13 protein-coding genes are annotated in these 14,513 nt (G+C 64.9%); 4 read left to right on the top strand and 9 right to left on the bottom strand.

The features are described from left to right. Positions 1-80: 80 nt before the first annotated feature. The 3 genes from CXQ90_RS07810 to CXQ90_RS07800 are packed head-to-tail and all read right to left on the bottom strand — an operon-like array spanning position 81 to position 3,012. Positions 81-905 carry an ABC transporter ATP-binding protein gene (locus CXQ90_RS07810; RefSeq protein ID WP_104138347.1) on the bottom strand — a complete coding sequence of 275 codons (825 nt, stop codon included), beginning with the start codon at positions 903-905 and terminating at the stop codon, positions 81-83. Continuing rightward, positions 905-2,026: an iron-enterobactin ABC transporter permease gene (gene fepG, locus CXQ90_RS07805; protein WP_104138209.1), complete on the bottom strand. Its 1,122-nt coding sequence runs from the start codon at positions 2,024-2,026 to the stop codon at positions 905-907. Before fepG ends, CXQ90_RS07810 begins: the two co-directional genes overlap by 1 nt. After that, entirely contained in the window at positions 2,023-3,012 is a 990-nt protein-coding gene (locus CXQ90_RS07800; RefSeq protein WP_258064421.1) for an iron chelate uptake ABC transporter family permease subunit, read from the bottom strand. The genes fepG and CXQ90_RS07800 overlap by 4 nt, the downstream gene beginning before the upstream one ends. A 296-nt stretch (positions 3,013-3,308) precedes the next feature. Here CXQ90_RS07800 and CXQ90_RS07795 point away from each other — a divergent pair, with 296 nt between their 5' ends. Next, positions 3,309-4,307: an ABC transporter substrate-binding protein gene (locus CXQ90_RS07795; RefSeq protein WP_104138205.1), complete on the top strand. Its 999-nt coding sequence runs from the start codon at positions 3,309-3,311 to the stop codon at positions 4,305-4,307. Positions 4,308-4,493: 186 nt separating this feature from the next. On the opposite strand, the gene CXQ90_RS07790 is transcribed toward CXQ90_RS07795, so the two are convergent. Further along, entirely contained in the window at positions 4,494-5,306 is an 813-nt protein-coding gene (locus tag CXQ90_RS07790) for a DUF2382 domain-containing protein (protein ID WP_104138204.1), read from the bottom strand. 266 nt (positions 5,307-5,572) lie between these two features. Then, positions 5,573-7,072 (bottom strand): FAD-dependent monooxygenase, encoded by a 1,500-nt coding sequence (locus CXQ90_RS07785; RefSeq protein WP_104138202.1) that lies wholly within the window; start codon positions 7,070-7,072, stop codon positions 5,573-5,575. Between the two features lie 203 nt (positions 7,073-7,275). Between CXQ90_RS07785 and CXQ90_RS07780 the strand changes: the two genes are divergently transcribed. Then, positions 7,276-7,704, top strand: coding sequence for a hypothetical protein (locus CXQ90_RS07780; RefSeq protein WP_104138201.1), 429 nt, complete (start codon positions 7,276-7,278; stop codon positions 7,702-7,704). A gap of 594 nt (positions 7,705-8,298) precedes the next feature. Further along, complete coding sequence (locus tag CXQ90_RS07775) at positions 8,299-9,366, top strand: hypothetical protein (protein ID WP_219816647.1); 1,068 nt, start codon at positions 8,299-8,301, stop codon at positions 9,364-9,366. A 117-nt stretch (positions 9,367-9,483) separates the two neighbouring features. Here the strand turns inward: CXQ90_RS07775 and CXQ90_RS22340 are convergent, their stop codons facing one another. The 4 genes from CXQ90_RS22340 to CXQ90_RS07760 form a co-directional block, all read right to left on the bottom strand. Next, positions 9,484-9,660 (bottom strand): hypothetical protein, encoded by a 177-nt coding sequence (locus tag CXQ90_RS22340; protein WP_181038477.1) that lies wholly within the window; start codon positions 9,658-9,660, stop codon positions 9,484-9,486. A gap of 810 nt (positions 9,661-10,470) precedes the next feature. Then, positions 10,471-10,959, bottom strand: a complete 489-nt coding sequence (locus CXQ90_RS07770) for a GNAT family N-acetyltransferase (RefSeq protein WP_181038476.1) — start codon at positions 10,957-10,959, stop codon at positions 10,471-10,473. A 90-nt stretch (positions 10,960-11,049) separates the two neighbouring features. Then, positions 11,050-11,589, bottom strand: coding sequence for a DUF2231 domain-containing protein (locus CXQ90_RS23150; RefSeq protein WP_308470547.1), 540 nt, complete (start codon positions 11,587-11,589; stop codon positions 11,050-11,052). A 148-nt stretch (positions 11,590-11,737) separates the two neighbouring features. Next, positions 11,738-12,361, bottom strand: coding sequence for an Ig domain-containing protein (locus CXQ90_RS07760; RefSeq protein WP_104138198.1), 624 nt, complete (start codon positions 12,359-12,361; stop codon positions 11,738-11,740). A 327-nt stretch (positions 12,362-12,688) separates the two neighbouring features. Between CXQ90_RS07760 and CXQ90_RS07755 the strand changes: the two genes are divergently transcribed. Further along, entirely contained in the window at positions 12,689-14,491 is a 1,803-nt protein-coding gene (locus tag CXQ90_RS07755) for a hypothetical protein (RefSeq protein ID WP_146068858.1), read from the top strand. Positions 14,492-14,513 lie beyond the last annotated feature (22 nt).

Genomic DNA, 14,513 nt, shown 5'->3' with positions numbered 1-14,513 from the left:
CGGAGGGGAGTCACCGGTAGCTGCGCATACACGCTGTCCCGGGCCGGTCGGGACCAGGAGGCTTGAGCCGGTGGGCTACATCACCGCGCCGTTGAGTCGACCATGTGCGGGCGGCCCAGGGGTACCACCAGCGGGGTGCCTGCCACGGGGTCCTCTATGATCCGGCAGGGAAGCCCGAATACATCCTCTACCAGTGCCTCCGTGATCACGTCCGACGGTGCGCCCTCAGCAACCACCGCCCCGTCCTTCATCGCGATGATGTGGTTGGCGTAGCGGCTGGCGTGGTTCAGGTCGTGGAGGACCGCAACGAGGGTGTGGCCCTTGTCCCGGTTGAGGTCCCGGCACAGCTCCAGCAGCTCGATCTGGTGGGCGATGTCCAAGAACGTTGTGGGCTCGTCGAGGAGGAGCAGGGGAGTTTGTTGGGCCAGGACCATGGCCACCCAGACGCGTTGACGCTGGCCGCCGGACAGCTCATCGACCAGCCGTCCCGAGAGGTGAGTGACGCCGGTGGCCCGCATGGCATCCGCGACGGCGGCCTCGTCCTGCGCGGACCACTGGCGGAGCAGCTTCTGATGAGGGTAGCGCCCACGGGCAACCAAGTCGGCAACCGTGATGCCGTCCGGGGCGATGGAGGACTGCGGCAGCAAACCCAGCCTGCGCGCCAGCTCCTTCGCGGGCAGGCTGGCCACGGATTTACCGTCCAGCAGCACTTGCCCGGATCGCGGCTTGATCAACCTCGCCAGCGCCCGCAGCAGGGTTGATTTTCCGCAGGCATTAGGCCCGACGATCACAGTGAAGGACCCCTCGGGGATTTGCACGTTCAGGTTCTCGGCGATGATCCGCTGCTCGTAACCGACGGTCAGGGCTTCGGCGGTCAGCCGGGGCGCGGTGGCGGTGGTGCTGATCATGACTTCCTTGCTTCCCTGGCCAGCAGCCAGACTAGGTAGATCCCGCCGATGCACACAGTGATGACGCCCACCGGCAGCTGGATCGGAGCGAACAGGCGCTGGGCGGCGAGGTCGCTGGCTGACAGCAGCACGGACCCCATTAGGGCGGACGGCAGCAGCGTGATCCCCGCACTCCTGGTGACCCGGCGGGCAAGCTGGGGTGCCGCTAGGGCAACGAATGCGATTGGACCGGCGACGGCGGTGACCGCGGCCGTCAACGCCACGCCAAGGATCATCAGAAGGACGCGCGTGGGTTCGGCCCGGACGCCCAAGGCGCGGGCGGCGTCGTCGCCCATCTCCAGCATCCGCATCCGGCGGGACACGGCCAGCGCCGCAGCGGCTACAACGATCATCACGGCGGCGGCCGGTGCCGCCTGCTCCCAGGTGATTCCGTTGAGTGAGCCCGCGCCCCACACAGCCGCCGCCATGGAGACCTCCAGCTCGGCGCGGAGGATCAGCCAATGGTTCAGGGACGCCAGCATGGCGCTGACGCCGATGCCGACGATGATCAGCCGGAAACCCTGGGAGCCCCGGCGGAAAGCCAGCACATAAACGGCAAGGGCGGTCAGGATTCCGCCGATGAGGGCGCCTGAGGCGATGTGGAGGTAGCTTCCTCCGGCGGTAAGGATCACCAGCAGGGCGCCGGTGTAAGCGCCGGTGTTGAAGCCGATGATGTCCGGGCTGCCCAGGGGGTTGCGCGTCAGGGATTGAAAGATTCCGCCGCTCATGCCTAAGGCCGCGCCGAAGAGCAACGCCGAGAGCACCCGCGGGAGCCGCCAGTCCAGAACCACGGTCCGCGTGAGGGTGTCGGCGTCGCCGGTGAAAGCCTGAAGCACCTGTTGAACGCTGAGGGCGTAGTCTCCGGTGGCCAAGGCAAGCAGTCCGGCAGCGAGCCCGGCCAGGATCAGGGGGATGCTGACGACGATGGTGCGGACATCCAGCAGCAGGCTGATGCCGGGTCCGCCGGTGCGGGGTGCGCGGCCGCGGAGCCCGCGGGTGCTGAAACCGCTGGTGCGGAGCAGCACGGTGCGCCGCCCGAAGTCGACGCGCGGCCGGGACTCCTTGCCCGTCGTCGTCACAGTCCGCTCACTTTCCTGCGGCGCGCCAGTGCTATGAGGACAGGGGCGCCGATGAACGCCGTCACCACCCCCACCTGGAGCTCGCCCGGCACGGCGATCCGGCCCACGACGTCGGAGGCGAGCAGCAGGACGGGTGAGAGCACCAGGGTCACAGCGAGGATCCACCGCTGGTCCGGCCCGATAATCCACCGAGCCACATGGGGGACCATCAGTCCGACAAAACCGATGGCACCGGCTGCGGCCGTGGCCGAACCGCTGAGTAGCGTGATGGCCACGAGACCCAGGAGCCGGGTGCGGTTTACGCTGCTGCCCAGCGCCGTGGCCAGGTCTTCGCCCAGCGCGACGGCATTCATGCCGCGCATAGTAAACAGCGCCACCAGCAGCCCGGCGGCCATGAAGGGCGCAACAGCGAAGAAGGTGTCCATGGTGCGGCTGTCCAACGATCCGACGCTCCAGGAGCGCAGGTGGTCAAACGCCTTCGGGTTCAAGAGCGTCATCCCCGAGCTGACGCCGGTCAGCACCGCTCCCAGTGCCACCCCCGCCAGGGTCAGGCGGATGGGGTTCACCACGATCCGGCCCGAGGTGCTGATCAGGTACACGGCAATCGTCGTCAGGATGGCGCCGGCGAACGCGGACCAGATGTAGCCGCTGAGAGTGGTGACGCCGAACGCCCCGAAGGCAACGACGATGGCGAACGATGCCCCTGCGTTGACTCCCAGAATGCCGGGATCCGCGAGGGGGTTGCGCGTAATTCCCTGGATCAGCGCCCCTGCTGCCCCCAAGGCCATGCCAACGCAAATGCCCAACAGGGTTCTGGGCAGCCGGTTCTGGATGATGATGGCGTGATCGGCCGTGTCCTGGAAGTCAGTGAGGGCTTGCAGAACCGTTCCCGCGGGAATGAACTTCGCGCCGACACCCAGGCTCAACAGGGTGGCCGCGAGCAGTGCCCCGACCCCGCACAGCAGCACAAGCAGCCGCCATGGCAGTTTGCCCCGCACGCCGCCGGTGCCCGGGGCAGGAGCAGCTTCATCAGCAATGGGCTCGGCGCTTCCGCGTGCGCGCTGGCACGCAGGCGACGTCAGTTGGGGCACAGCGGATCAATCTCCGAAAAGCTGGGGGCAGAGGCAAAGGCGGACGGAATCGGGAGGCCAACGGCCAGATGGGCAACCAGTGTGGTCGAGCCACCGTTTGAAGAAACAGACCTGTATTAGGTTAGCCTTACCTCGTGAAAAAAGACGATTCAACAACTCAACCGCGGCGCTTCCCCCGCGCGCGGCACCTTATGGCCAGGCTTGCCGGTTCCGTCCTGGTTCTCGGCCTGGTAGCCGGCTGCGGAACTGCGGCAGGCGCTGGCTCCTCGGCTGGCAACACGGATGTTGCCACCGGCGGATCCAAGTTCACCACCGCCGACCAGGAAACCGCCAAGCTGGGAACGGACGCTGCACCCGGTGAATTCCCGCGCGTCATCAAGCACGCAGGCGGTGAAACGAAGCTGGAGAAGAAACCCAGCCGCGTGGTAGTTCTGGACACCGGCGAACTGGACGACGTGCTGTCGCTCGGCATCACTCCGGTAGGCATTCCGACTACGGACGGCAAGAACTCCATTCCCAGCTACCTGGCCGCCAAGGTCAAGGACGTTGCCACCGTCGGCACCATCCAGAGCCTGAACCTGGAAGCGATCGCCGCGCTCAAGCCGGACCTGATCCTGGGCAGCCAGCTCCGTGCGGACAAGCTTTACCCGCAGCTTTCTGCCATTGCGCCGACTGTCTTCAGCATCCGCCCCGGCTTCCCGTGGAAGGAGAACTTCCTCCTGGTGGGCGATTCCCTCGGTGAGGAGCCCCAGGCCGTGAAGGTCCTCAACGACTACCAGGCCCAGGCGGACGCGCTGAAGAAGGACGTTACCGGCGACCCCAAGATCTCCCTGGTCAGGTTCCTGCCGGGTAAGATCCGCCTTTATGCCAACAAGTCGCTGATCGGCGTCATTCTCAAGGACGCGGGCCTGAGCAGGCCGGAGAACCAGGACATCGATGAGCTGGCCGCGGAAGTCTCGGCCGAGGACATTGACCAGGCCGATTCGGACTGGATCTTCTACAGCAGCTACGGGGATCCGGCCGCCACCGGCGAGACGTCAGTGGTTGACGGCGCGGTCTGGCCGCGGCTCAACGCGGTCAAGGGCGGAAAGGCAAAGGCCGTGGATGACGACGTCTGGTTCCTCGGCCTCGGCCCCACGGGCGCGCAGCTGATCCTGAAGGACCTCCGGGACGTATTGGTCGGCAGCTAGGACCGTGAAAGAACGACGGCGCCCGTCACCTTACAGGTGACAGGCGCCGTCGCGTGTCTGCTGGGGTTCTTAAACCCTCGCCCGGAACTGACACCAGTGGCAGCGAATTGCCCTAAAACTTCGCCAAAACGCCAGGAGCAAGGGCGGATAGCCCTTGCTCCTGGCGTTGGGTGTTACTGCGGGCGCTTAGCGCCGCGTGTCATCGATGCCGTCGGTCTCGATGCGTTCCTTGCGGACTTCCTCATCGACGGTGACCTCGTCGGTGACGGTTTCCTTGCCGAGGCGGACCCGTTCTACTGCGACAGTTTCCTTATCCACGACGGGCCGTTCCTCGTGGAGGACCACCTCGTGCTCTTCCTCGCTGATGTCCGGGCCGCTCATGGCGGCTCCACGGTTGGCCTCGGTGATCGGCTCACGCTCGATGCGTACTTCTTCGCGCTGGACCGGAACAGTCTGGGTGACATTCTCGGTGGTAACGTACTTGCGCAGCCGCGCGCGGCCGGTTTCCTGCTTCTCGGTGCCCACGTCCAGGCGCTCCTCCGAGCGGGTCATGGCATCGTCGGTGGTGGGACCGGAGGTGTCGTGGCCGACGATTCCGGCCGAATCCTGATCGTCGTAACGTCCCGTGTCCGCGAAACCGCTGCCGCCGTCGGTGGTGGCGTCGGTGTAGTTCCGGCCGCCGCCGTTGAGCTGGTAGTGGGCGTAGAGCCGGTCCTCGTCGGCCGGTTCAAGGTACCCGTCGACGTCTACCCTGGGGGCATCCTTGACCTGGTCCTTGGAATACGGGACCACGATGTCGTTGCCTTCGGCGCGGGCGCCTTCCAGGGGCACGAAGGATTCGGAGGTTCCGAACAGGCCGGTCTTGACGGTCACCCAGTTGGGCTGGTTGGTGTCGTCGTCAAGGTAGCCCTGGCCGATGGAACCGATCTTGGTGCCGTCCTGAGAAAGGACGTTACCGCCGTTGCTGAGCAGACCTTCGATGTTTTCCTTGGTGAGCATGGTGCCTCCTTGGGTTGTGAAACTGGGGTTGGGATTCCGGTCAGGCGCCTGTGAAGGCAGGCCTGGCCTATCCCAGGCAGATGGAAGTGATGCTGTCCATCCGAGCGATTGAGACCGGCTGCTTGATCTTTGCTGCACCTACAATAAGCATGCTTACCATCTGATTGGCAAGCATACTTACTAAATTTCTTGTTTTTGTGGCGGCCGATGCGGGCTGCCACCGGCGTCCGGGCCCGGCGGATATTCCGGTCTTGAAAGCCGGCGCCTTACGCCGCGGCGGGCCGTCCGAACCACGTGGTGAGCGCGTCAGCGAGCCCCTGCTGGGCCCGGTCGCCCACCCAGGCCACATAGCCGTCGGGCCGAATCAGCACCGCGGTGGGAGCGGCGACCTCCCCGAGCGCCGGAAGCTCCCACATGCCGCGGTATTTGGCGTCGACCAGCTGGACCCGATCCGGCCGCGGGGTGGCGTCGAAGCCGCCGCGCTCACCGAGGTTGAGCAGGACGGGCCGCGCCTCGTGCAGCAGCGTGAACACCCGCAGCGGACCGTCGGCGGTGACGACGTCGAGATCGGGCATGCGCCGTCCGAGCAGCGGGTGCCCCTCGCCCAGGTCATAGTGGATGTCCAGCCCGGCCTGCATCGCGGCGAACCGCTTTCGCGGCTCGTCCATGCCGAGGAGCTCGGAGACGGTCTCTGCCGCGGCCTTGCTGCGGTCGTCGGGGCGGCCCAGCGCCACTTGCGCCATCGTGTTGCGCAGCACGCGGGAGGCAACCGGGTGGCGCTCGGCGTGGTAGGTGTCCAAGAGACTGTCCGGGGATGTTTGCTTGGCTACCTGGGCGAGCTTCCATCCCAGATTCACCGCATCCTGCACGCCGGTGTTGAGGCCCTGTCCGCCGATGGGGGAGTGCACATGGGCGGCGTCCCCGGCCAGCAGGATCCGCCTGTCGCGGTAGGCCGCGGCCTGCCGGGTCATGTCGGTGAACCTGGAAATCGAGGTGGGGCTGTGGACCCCGTAATCGGTCCCGCACGCGGCGATGAGCGCTTCGCTGAGGTCGTGCAGTGTGGGTGCGCCCGTGGCGCCGACGTGCTCTTCGGTCACCATGACGCGTAGCGGCCCGCTATCTTTGAAGATCACTTCGCCGCCGCGGATCTCGTACTCCAGCCTGCCGAAGGCATGGGTGCCGAAAGCATTGTGGTGCATGCCCAGTTCCGGCTCCTCGGCCATTTCCACCTCGGCAATCAGGCTGCTCGTCGTCGGATCCCACCCGGGGAACTCGATGCCGGCTGCCTTGCGGATGAGGCTGCGCCCGCCGTCGCATCCGGCGAGATACTGCGCCCGCAGCGTCCCGCCGTCGGACAGTTCGACGTCGACGCCGTTGCCGTCCTGCGCGATGCCGGTCACCTCATGGCCGTAGTAGGTCTGAACCGGCAGTTCGGCCACCCAGCCCGCCAGTAGGCGCTCGATGTGGTTCTGCCACAGCCCCAGCACGTACGGGTGCCGGGTGGGGAAGTCGCTGAGGTCCAGCCGGGTCGAGGCGAACCCCGCCACTTGGGCCACCTGTCCCTCCGCGAGGAACCGATCGGCGATTCCGCGCTGATCGAGGACTTCGATGGTGCGCGAGTGCAGGCCGCCGGCGCGGGCGCCGGCGAGGTCCTGGCTGGCGCGCCGCTCGACAATGGCGACGTCGACGCCGGCCAACGCCAGCTCGCCCGCCAACATCAGCCCCGTGGGGCCTCCTCCGGCGATGACCACCGCATGCTCGCGCATCCCGTTGCTCCCGATCCCTAGGTTCTGGTCTTCGGCGAGTATGCGCCTCCATCCGGGGCTTGCCGCAAGCCCCGGTGCGGGGCATAGATTGGAAATAGAAGCCCACGACGGCAAGGGTTCCGTGGGGATTTCTGTTGCACCGCAAACGAACGTAAATAAACTCCAAAACCTACTCGGGCTCACTACTAGAGGAAGGACCCCCAATGTCCGAGAACAACGAGCCCCATGTCCCGAAACACCACATCAGCACACCGAATCCTGCGGTGGAAGGTGAGAGCGGCGCCGGGGCGCTGGACGACGATGCTGCCGCGAGGCGAAGTGGTGAATACGCTGAGGGTGACTACGGCGAAGGCGGGGCGGTGGACGCCGGACCTGCCGCGAGGCGAAGTGGTGAATACGCCGAGGGTGACTACGGCGAGGGCGGGGCGGTGGACGCCGGACCTGCCGCGAAGCGAAGTGGTGAATACGCCGAGGGTGACTACGGCGAGGGCGGGGCGGTGGACGCCGGACCTGGCGCAAGACGAAGTGGCGGATACTCCGAAGGTGACTACGGAGACGCCGGAACGGCACACCAGGGCGGTACCTCCGCAGGCCAGTCCAACGACTCTCCGGAGGAGCAGGATCAGTCCTAGCCCGGATTGAAGTCCACTCCGCCCAGCGGATGGAGTCGATACCCGCCAGACCCGCCGGAGTTGGCGTCGGCCTTCCGACCCGACGCCAGCTTCGGCGATGCTCAGTTCGGTCCAGTGTCGCGGCTCCCTGTACGGGGCGGCCCGGCCGCTGGGGAGGGGGTGGGGTCGCCAGGCCCGGCAGTCATTGGGGGAATGCAGTGCCGGGCCCGGCTGGCTGGTCGAATTAATCCGGTGCATCTTCGGTCCAGATAACTAAAGTGTGCCAACCAGAGCTTGCGGAAAGCTTGCGGCACCCCGGGAGCCTATGCCCCCCGCCCCACCATGCACCCCACGTACCGCACAACGCAGTGAGTGCAGGCCTTGCGCCAATGGCACATCGTTCGTCGGCGGGTTGACACCGTTGTCGGATGGCGGGGCCCCGGCACCCGGATGTGAAATGAGGGTTTACAAGTCTTGTATTGCTGAATTTGCGAGGCGTAGTATCCGAATCGTTATCGGTTTCCGGCGTCGCGGCCGCCGTTGACCTGTTTTCAGCGCAGGTGCTGGCCGGGACCGGTCTGTTGCTTGCGCGTTTTCAGGAACGGAGCAAGCGAGATGACATACAACGATCGATCAGCACCTCAGAGCACATCCCGGGCACAGGCGGGCCCGGCCCGATTACCGGGGCTGTCCGGCCGCGCGGCTGCCGCGGCCCTTGCCGTGGCAGGCCTGGCCGCGGGCTTCCTGACCTTGGCGGCCCCGGCGCAGGCTGCATCCTCCAAGGGGTGCGTAGGCGGCGGGTTCCGGGTCCTGGGGCAGGCCGGCGAGTTCGACGGGACCGTCCCGGCGCCCGGCAGCCGGTTCCTGGTGCAGGGAAAATTCGTCCGGTTCGAGGTGGACCCGGCGAACTTCGCGATCCACAACTACGCCTTCACCGGCGCGGCCAACGAACTCGACATCACCGGCGGCCGGGCCACCCCGGTCTATGCCAGCAAAATCCCGGACCACCGCGGACTCGCCCTGACCAGCAGCATCGAGTTGGAGGTCAAGGACGAAGAGGTGGCGCTGTTCCGGACGGGTACCGGCGGGCTGTCCATGAAGATCCAGGCCAAGGACTGCGCCCAGGGCGGGCTGTTCCAGATGGAGCCCGAACGCGGAGACGCGACCCGGACCCGGATCGTGCACCGTCTCGCCACCGAAGCCTTCTACTTCGATAACGCCAACTTCCGCGCGCGGCTGGGACAATTCGTCGGATCCGCCTGTACCAGCGTGCAGACCGGGCCGCCGAGCCAGTTCTGCGTCCAGGTCAGGCCTAGGGTGAACATCGGCAACAACTTCTCGGCGGACTTCGCCGTCCGCGACAGCGCGCAGGTCGCGGAGCGAGTCCCGCAGCCGGCCTGCGGCCCGGATTTCACCAACAGCCTGGGCCTCCCGGAGAGCCGGGACCACTGCGGCGGCATGTCCATCTGGGACGTCGCCAGCGGCGGCCGGATGGGCATGGTCACCGGTGAGGACGCCGTCGAAGTGGCCAACTCTCCCACGGACTGCATCCAAGACTGCCAGGCGCAGAACCAGGTCCGCGGACGCCTCGCGGTCCTCGGCTTCCCCTTCCCGGTAGCCGACGGCAGCAAACTCACGCCTAGGACCTCCACGGGCGGGCTCACCGCGCCGCTGACCCCCTGACCGAAGGGGAATGATCCGGCAAAGCACGACGACGGCGGGACCGCACCTGGCGCTTTCCCAGCGCGGGGTGTGGTCCCGCCGTCGGCGTCTCAGAGGGCACAGCCGCGGAGGGATGGTTCAGCGGTTGCCGGCCTCTTTCAGGCCGTCCTTCAGGTGGGCCAGCAGAGCCTGTTCGGGGTGGTCGGGGTTCTCCTGAAGTCGGCGCAACAGGCCGGTGCGGGCTTCCGTTGGTGTGTCTACGTTGCCGATCACATCACCGATGATTTTCAGGACCTGCCAGCGCAGTACTGACACGCCGGCTTGTGCTGTAAGTGGAGTGTGTAGCGGTGGCGGGCGTTGTCCATCGTATGGGGGACAGGATTCAGAAAGGGCCACAGGTCTGCCTTTCGCACGTCGGTTCACGCATCTGGGTTGGGCGGGACTCCGGCACCCGCGTGCAGCGCCGCCGGCGGTGCACGCCGTCATTCCCTGATCATGCTCTTGTCTCATGAGGGCAGGTTCTCCCGAAGACGCTGAAAATACCCGGAGGCCTTTTGCAGTGGCGGACGGAGCAGGGCGGTGTCGAGGCCTTGTCTCTATCCGCGTAGTTCACTTGGGGGGATGCGCGGTGTGCCGCGGTTCCGGCGTCATAGGGTCCCGCGAGGTTTCCTCAAGGTGGCGCCCTCAGGCTGTGTCATCTGGCCGGGCAGTTAGACCCGTAACTGGTTCCGGTCAGTGCGCCGGGCGCGGCAGCGCGCCCTTCAATGCCACGCCCGGCGGCCCTCTCCCGCTCCAGGACGTGAACGCCCCACACCGGCAGTGCGTCGCTGGAGCGGCGTCACGGATTGGACCGCGGAAATCACCGATGTTGTTACGGACGAACTCGCGTCCACCTGCAAATGCACCATGGCCGGCGGCGGAGCCGTTCGTGCCAGAATCTGACTGACGGTTGCCCTCGATCTCCTTCTACTGAATCGATTCCCTGACGGGATGATCCGGGTAGAGTAGTGCTTCCTCCGCTAGGGGAAAGAGAGGCCGGGCGTGCAGCACCGGCCTCCCTTTCTGCAAGCTGCCGCTCTCCCTCAAGCTGACGTTCTTCGCCTCAGGCCACGGGGCAAACCGTCCTCAATCGCCAAGTTTCTTGAAGTAGCGCGCTACTGGCCATCGTTCGAATCCAGCTGCCTCATATGCGCGCCGGGCAGGTGCATGGCCGGGATCATCACCGGTCTCTACAAGCACCATGCTCATGCCAGCCAAACGGCCTGCATCGAAAGAATGATTCATGAGGGCTTGACCAACCCCCTTCCTCTGGTGGACCGGATCCACAGCCAGAACATACACCTCACTCATGTTGTCCTCCGGGTGAATCCGAGTACATACCCAACCCACCAGCTGATTCCCCTCAACCGCGATCGCTACGTTTTCCGGCTCACCATCAAGAACAGCCGCCATATCGCGGTACTGGCGTTCCTCCCACCCCGATGGGTAGAAGGCCTCGTAAACAAAGCCGGGCACCGCATCGCGAACTAAAGGGAACACCGGCGCCCAGGCTCTCAGCGAAAGGGCGAGTACTTCTTCCCGATACTTTGGCGAGTAGTCAACGATTCGCACCATCCACCGATGCTAGCCCGATTCAACTGGCGCTGCGCCTCGCCGTCGGGAGGCCGTTAGCCGGTCCCGCCGGTCGGTGGCCCACAGCCGGGGCTAGTGCACGGTCCGGCGGGCGGTTCCGCGATTGAGCGCCAGATGCCCGCCCAGGAACCCGGCTCCTGCAAGTATCACGTTTCCTGCGAGGGCGAGTCCTATGCCGCTGGAATAGCGGCCGCGCATCCGCGCGATCAGGGACCCAAGGAGGAGGAAGATGGCGATGTCGGTGCCCAGTGCGTGCACCGCTCCGATCCGACGCTCGCTGCCCGTCATACCCGCCCAGTCACTGGTGCCTGCGAGAGCGGTCGGTCCAGCCGCCGCGAGCCCGGCTCCGACCAAGAGGGTGGCGCTGGGACGCCCTCGAGATCCTCCTGCCATGTCGAGGATGGATGCGCTGACCCAACACCCTAGCGTCAGGTCGGTTAGTGGCGGATGCACCGAGTGTCCGAGGACGCTGGTGTGAAATGGGCTGCGCCGCGCCCATGTGATAACCGGTCCGTAGATGAACTCTTGGACCTCAGCCACCCGTTCCGACAGGGGACTCTCGCCCACTGCCCGGGCTGCACGTTGCGGTAGTGATAGTCGGCTCACGGTCATTCACGGTACGCCGCGGCGGCTCGGCTGTATAGAGCGCGCGTTGGTCCCCTGACCGAAGGGTCCTCAGACAGGGCCGACGGCGGTACGTCACCAGATGGGGACTCGTGGCGTACCGCCGTCGGCAAGTTTGGCAGGCTTCGGCTGACGCTCAACTGATCGTGATGGAGAGCTCCTTTTCGCTGAAGGCACCCGCGTCGTCGGTGACGCGGACGGTGAAGGTGAACGTCCCGGCAGTGGTGGGCGTTCCCGAGATGGTGTTCTCCCGCTTCGGCAGTTCCAGACCGGGAGGAAGCGCCCCCGCGACCACCGACCAAGTGTAGGGCTGGACCCCGCCGCTGGCGAACAGGTTGCCACAGCAGTAGAACTCGCCGACCATTCCGTTGGAGAGCGCCTGAGTGGTGATCGTCGGCGGTTCAGCTGGCTGGATCTCGATCGTGAAGGTCTCGGTGTCGGTCGCACGGGTCTCGTCCGTGACCTGGACCGTGAAGGTGAAGGTACCGGCAGTCCTGGGGACTCCGTTAACCAGCCCGGAGCTACCAGCGAAGTCGAATACCTTCATACCCGTGGGAACGCGGCCGTCGACGACCTTAAACGACGGCTGCTTGTTCGACGACGCGCAACCGGTCACGGTGATAAAAAACGTGAGCTCGGTCCCGACCTGCCCGGTTACCGGGCCGTCCTGGGGGTCGATCGTGCATGTCGCCGCCTGCGCGGACGGCGCTCCGAACACAAGGAAGGGGAGGACAAGAAGCAATATCAGCACTTTTCGCATGCGGGACTCCTCGGCATTGTGCGAGGTGTCTCCTCGCTACCCACTCAGGATGTGACCGCCAAGGTGAGCGGTCAAGGAAACCTGGCTGCTCGCGGCGCCTCCACTTCATGGTTCCGGTCCTGAGATCTCCTGACCCCGAACGGCTTCATCGCTTATGCGAACGTGGAACGCTTCGCTTGTTGGCTTTTCTTGTGTGCGAACTGCCTGTGACTGTTAGTTGAGAATGGCGATTTTTCACTGCTCGACGGGTGGTCCCCACCCTGCGAATGTCGAGGGTCGGGTGCAGGGGCGCGGAGATATGAATGCGGCTTTCCGGGGTCTCGGTTTATGACACAAGCCCGACTTTTTTCAGGGGAAATACCGGTTCGATTACAAAGCGTTCGGTCGCGCAGAAATGCTTTTTACATTCGATTGAAAAAGGGTAGCCTCCGTGGAAACACGTCCAGTGTTTCTAACAATAATTGGGGAAGGCCCAGCAGCCACGTGAAAAAAGCCATTCTGACCAGAGCAGGGCTGGGAGCCCTCGTCGCCGCCCTCTGCGGCTCAATCCTCACACCACCAGCCCAGGCGGTGGACACGCCCCATACCTCCTGGGATTTCTCCATAGACTCAACGGCTAACGTGGCTGCCTATGATCCCGGCGGTAATCTCTGGTCCTTTTCGAGCATGACTCCAGGAGTGACACCGGAGAGCCGGGTCATCGGGCAGGGGCTACCGATCCCGAAGGCTTTCTTCGTGACCAACTGGAACGCCGACCCGAACGGTGTACCGGACCTGATAGTGCAGGGCCATGACGGCGCCCTGTCATATCGCGAGGGAATCAGCACCGGCGGATTCAATGACCACATCATCGGCAGCGGCTGGCTGAACTATGACATCACTGTGGGCAAGTGGAAGAAGACGGATAAGTACCCGTCCATCATCGCCAGGAACAATATCACCGGTGATCTCTTCCACTACGGCAATCAGTCCGGCAAGGGCCCGTCAGCACCGGTGAAGATCGGCACCGGCTGGAAAGGGCTGTCCTTCCACCTGCTGGACTGGGATAAGGACGGCAACACCGATGTTGTTGGCAAAAACTCATCCGGTCAACTGAAGCTGTTCCGCACCAACGGTGCCGGCTCCTTCATCTCCGAGAACCGCGCAACCATCGGCAGCGGATGGAACACCATGGACTCCATCCATGCTGTCGAAGGGCTGCACGGCAGCGGCTCGGTCGGCCTGAGGGCACGCGATTGGGCTGGCGTTCTTCACTACTACCCGGCAAACAAGAGCGCCTGGGGGCACCGGGAGACGTTCACCTATGGGTGGAATCCCCGCACCATCGCAGGTGCCCAGACAACGGACACGTCGCGAACCCACTGGGACTACTCCATTAGCTCAACATCCAGTGTGGCTGCCTATGACCCCGAAGGCGGTCTCTGGTCCTATGCCTGGATGACTCCGGGCGTGACACCGGAGCGACGGGCTATTGGGCCGGCAGGGACTCCGATCCCGAAGGCTTTCTTCGTCACCAACTGGAACGCCGACACGAACGGCGTTCCGGACATGATCGTCCAGGACCAGGCGGGCACGGGCACTCTGAACGGTGCCCTGACTTACCATGAGGGACTCACAAACGGTCAATTCAAGACGCACATCATCGGCAGCGGCTGGCTGAACCACGAGATCACTGTGGGCAAATGGAAGAAGGCGGATAGGTACCCGTCCATCATCGCCAGGAACAATATCACCGGTGATCTGCTCCACTACGCCAACCCTTCTGGCAAAGCCCTGTCAGCACCGGTGAAGATCGGCACCGGCTGGAAAGGGCTCTCCTTCAACCTGCTGGACTGGGACAAGGACGGCAACATTGATGTCGTTGCCAAAAACTCATCCGGCCAACTGAAGCTGTTCCGCACCAACGGTGCCGGCTCCTTCATCTCCGAAAACCGTGCAACCATCGGCAGCGGATGGAACACCATGGACTCCATACACACTGTCTCGGGGCTCCACGGCAGCGGCTCAGTCGGCCTGAGGGCACGCGACTCGGCTGGCGTCCTTCACTACTACCAAGCGAACAAGAGCGCCTGGGCAACCCGGGAGACCTACACAAACGGGTGGAGTAACCACATCATCGCGGGGAACTGACACCTGCACCCGATCTGCACGA

The organism is Arthrobacter sp. ZGTC131 (assembly GCF_002929275.1).
In the GTDB taxonomy this organism is placed as follows: Bacteria; Actinomycetota; Actinomycetes; order Actinomycetales; family Micrococcaceae; genus Arthrobacter.
Note: the sequence above shows the minus strand (reverse complement) of the source record. Positions and strands in the feature narration are given on the sequence as shown.